The following is a 3,688-nucleotide window of genomic DNA, read 5'->3' on the forward strand; positions in this document are numbered from 1 at the left end:
TTTTGTTCGGTCTGTTCCCCCGGGGGGGGCTGCGTGGCCGGCCGCGGGGCCCCCGAGGGGGGGGGGCGGCCCGGCCGGTACCGGGACCGGGCGTCAGTTCACGTAGACCGAGGCGCCGCCCTGGCCGGTGTCGGCCACCGGCCCGTAGGCCGCGGTGAAGTAGCCGTTGGCGAAGCAGGTGCCGGGGCCGCTGCTGAGCGAGAAGGTCTGGTTGGCGAAGCCGATCGACTGGTTGGTGTTGGAGGTGGTGCCGGACAGGCTGGTCGGGTTGGCCTGGTACTTGCAGGTCACCGTGCCGAGCAGGGTGCGCAGCACCACGGTGGTCTGGATCGGCCCGGCGCTGCCCGGGGCGAGGGTGGCCGGGTTGCCGGCCGCGTCCGAGACGCTGTTGGTGTACGCGAGGTTGTTCACCGTCAGGCTGTTCACGCCCAGCACCCCGGGGACGTTGACGGTGCTGCAGTTGGCGAAGGTCTGGGTGGTCAGGCTCTCCACCGCGGTGCCGGGCGCGGCCGGGTTGCTGACCACGGTGGCGCTGAAGCTGGAGGAGGAGCACTTGACCCCGGTGCCGCCGGCGGCCGAGGAGTACATGGTGGCGACGGTGCCGGAGGCCAGCGAGGCGGTCAGCACGTCGCCGACGGCGACCGGGGTGCCGCCGGTCCCGCCGGTGGCGAGCACGGCGGAGCCGGCCGCCGAGGCGGGCAGGGCGGGCAGGACGGCGAGGGCGGCGGCGGCCACGGCCGCGCCCGCGAGGAGGCGATTGCGCACGGGAGTTCCTCTGTTTCCTTCGGGTGGGGGAGCGCCCCGGTGGGGAGGGCGCGGGCCCGCCGGGCGAGCGGCGGGCCGTCGTGGGGCGGCCGTCAGTGGCCGGCGGAGGCGCCCAGGGCTCCGGTCAGGTCGGCCAGGTCGGCGTCCAGGGCGAGTGAGGTGTCGGTCTGCCGGAAGCTGACCGAGCCCTGGCCGGCCCCGGCGGGCAGGCCCATGGCCAGGTCGATGATCCAGTCCAGGCTGCCGCCCAGGCCGCAGCCGGTGGCGCCGGGCACCGCGAAGGTGTTGTCCACCAGCGAGGCGCCGGCGAACGAGGCCACCACGGCGTTGAAGCCGTTGGGGTCGGGGGTGACCGCGATGGTGCCCGGATCGCCGGTCATCGGCTTGGCGGGCGGCGGCGGGGCGGTGGTACCGGTGGTGGGCCGCAGCACGATCGGGGTGCTGTCCGAGCCGAGGTAGCAGTGGTCGCCGAAGAAGGCGTTGAAGAGGTGGAGCTTGATCGGCAGCCGGAAGACCGGGTACGACTCGCCGGCCGCCAGCGGGGTGAAGTCGGTGATCGGGCCGGCCGGTTCGACCTTCGCGAAGACGCTGGTGAGGCCGGGCAGGAAGTTGACGATGCCCGGGATGGTGATCTGCGCGGGCTGCGCGTCCAACAGCGGCGCCCCGGCGGGGGCGACGGTCGCGTACTGGTTGGCACTGCTGCCGTCGGGGAAGGTCACCTGCGGGGCGGACTTGTCCCAGTAGACCCCGAAGCGCAGGGTGATCGGCGAGGTGAGCGGCACCGTGGTGGTTCCGATGGTGAAACTGCCGGCCCTGGTCACCGAGACCACGCAGCCGACCTGCAGGTCGGTGGGGTCGGTCAGGGCGGGCGAGCTCAGCGGGCAGCTGCCCATCCCGGCGTACCCGCCGCCGGGGGCGCCGGCGGCCTGCGCCGGCACCGCCGCAGCGAGCAGCACGGCGCTGGCGACGGTTGCCACGGTGGCACCAACTCGCTTGTGGGCACGGTAGGTTCGAGTCATGGCAGAACTCCTGGGGGCACGGTTGGAGGGACCGTGGAGCAGGCGCGTACCGCTCGGCGCCACGAGCGGTACGGCACACGGGCCACGCGGGCCCGAACCGGCCGGCGTCGGGCCGGCGGGTCTGGCGGCTGCCACCGCCGAGCGACACCTCCCGCGCCGGACCGGGGAGTCGAGTCCCGGGGCGCGGCGAGGGCGTCAGGTGGATTGAAAACCTGGGAAGGTTGTAAACCTGGCCCACGCCAGCGTCAAGGGATGGTGCTGAACCTTGCGGATAAATCTTGAACCAGGCCAACAGTCAAGCGAGTTGATCCTCCCGGGAGAGCGCAGCGGGCGGGATCCGGCGCGCTCGATCCGGCGCGGCCCGAGCCGGGTGCCGCCGGAGGTGGTGGCCGCCACCCAACGCGACCGGCTGCTCGACGCGGTGGTCCGCACGGTGGCCGAACTCGGCTACAACGGCGCCCGGGTGAGCGACATCTGCCAGGCCGCCGGGGTCACCCGGCCGGTCTTCTACGAGCAGTTCAGCGGCAAGGAGGAGGCGTTCCTGGCGGCGCACCGGCACGGCACGGCGGTGGTGATCCGGCGGATGGAGGAGGCCGTCGCGGGGCAGCCGGACTGGTGTGCGGGGGTGTACGCGGCGCTGCGGGTGCTGCTGGCGATCCTGGCCGAGGTGCCGGCCTTCGCCACCATGGCGGTGGTGGAGATCGACGCGGTGGGGCCGGCCGGGCGGCTGGTCCGCGAGCACCTGCGGGTCCGGCTGCGCCGGCTGTTCGCGGGCTGCCCCAACCCGCCGCCCGGGGTGGCGGCCGAGCTGCTGGTGGACACCGTGGTCGGCGGCGTCCACGCGACCGTCTACCGCTGGATCGCGGCCGGCAAGCATGCCGAACTACCGCTTCTGATCGGGACATTGGCGCACTTCGCACTGGCGCCGTTCATCGGCCCGGAGGAGGCGGCCGCTCGACTGGCGCTGGCCGAGGCGGCCGGGGGCGACTGGCGCAAGCCGGATCTGCCGTGCGCGAACCCTTGACCGGTCGGCTACCCCCAGGTAGCTTCCGAACAGCTGGCCCGTTGTTGGACTGATCGTCAACTTCCCTGCCAGAAAGCACAATTGATCCAACATCAGGGGCGCTGTCCGCGCCAGGACAACGTGTCGCTCTGTCACCGGTTCCCTCTCCTCCCACCCTGGAGCAGCCATGGCCGAGGCCGTTGCACCGACCCCCGATCCGGCGCCGTCCGACGTCGAGGAACCAGCCCGCCCCCGTCGCGGCCGGGTCCGGCTGCGCCGCGCGGCACTGATGGCGGTGCCGGCCTGCGTGGCCGGCGGCGTCCTGATGACGCTGACCGCGCAGGGCGTGCTCGCCGCCCAGTTCAACATCTCCGGGATGGCCTTCACGGTCACCGCGGACCGGCTGGACGGCACCGGTTTCGAGCAGTTCGGCGGCATGGACAACATGATCGACAACAGCCCGAACGCCGGGAACACCGGCGGGCAGGTGCTGGTGGCGGTCTCCGCGATCAAGACCGCCACGCTGACCAACCTGTGCCAGAGCGTCAACCTCGGCGGCACCAACCTGAAGATCACCGCGGGGAACGCCGGCACCCCGGTCACCGCCAGCGGGCTGACCACCGACTCCGACCTGCTCTCCGGCGACGCCCAGTTCGACCACATCGAGATCGGCGGCGACGCCTCCACCTTCGACAAGGCCGGGGTCCCGGGCCCGCCCGGGGTCTTCGGGCAGCAGGCCAACGGCGTGGTCATCCAGCACCTGCGGCAGGACAACTACGCCACCACCGCGGCCTCGTTCACCCTGCCCGGTCTGCACCTGAGCTTCAGCGACACGGGTTGTTGACCGTGGCCGCGACGACGGCCGGGCGGGCGCCGCGCCGCTCCGTCAAGGAGTGGCGCG

4 protein-coding genes are annotated in these 3,688 nt (G+C 73.0%); 2 read left to right on the forward strand and 2 right to left on the reverse strand.

Features of this window, described 5'->3' with window-relative positions; all coding sequences use genetic code 11:
* Nucleotides 1–93: 93 nt before the first annotated feature.
* The gene (locus ACFW1A_RS15645; protein ID WP_380409232.1) at nucleotides 94–765 is read right to left on the reverse strand and encodes a Tat pathway signal sequence domain protein; all 672 of its coding nucleotides are present in this window, start codon (nucleotides 763–765) and stop codon (nucleotides 94–96) included.
* 92 nt (nucleotides 766–857) lie between these two features.
* On the reverse strand, nucleotides 858–1,784 hold the full coding sequence (locus ACFW1A_RS15650; protein ID WP_380409234.1) for a hypothetical protein: 927 nt from the start codon (nucleotides 1,782–1,784) through the stop codon (nucleotides 858–860).
* 304 nt (nucleotides 1,785–2,088) lie between these two features.
* Here ACFW1A_RS15650 and ACFW1A_RS15655 point away from each other — a divergent pair, with 304 nt between their 5' ends.
* On the forward strand, nucleotides 2,089–2,808 hold the full coding sequence (locus tag ACFW1A_RS15655; RefSeq protein ID WP_380409235.1) for a TetR/AcrR family transcriptional regulator: 720 nt from the start codon (nucleotides 2,089–2,091) through the stop codon (nucleotides 2,806–2,808).
* A gap of 166 nt (nucleotides 2,809–2,974) precedes the next feature.
* A complete protein-coding gene (locus ACFW1A_RS15660; protein WP_380409237.1) occupies nucleotides 2,975–3,631 on the forward strand; it encodes a DUF6230 family protein in 657 nt (218 codons plus the stop codon).
* Nucleotides 3,632–3,688: the final 57 nt, after the last annotated feature.

Origin of the sequence: Kitasatospora sp. NPDC058965 (assembly GCF_042741245.1) — a bacterium.
In the GTDB taxonomy this organism is placed as follows: Bacteria; Actinomycetota; Actinomycetes; order Streptomycetales; family Streptomycetaceae; genus Kitasatospora.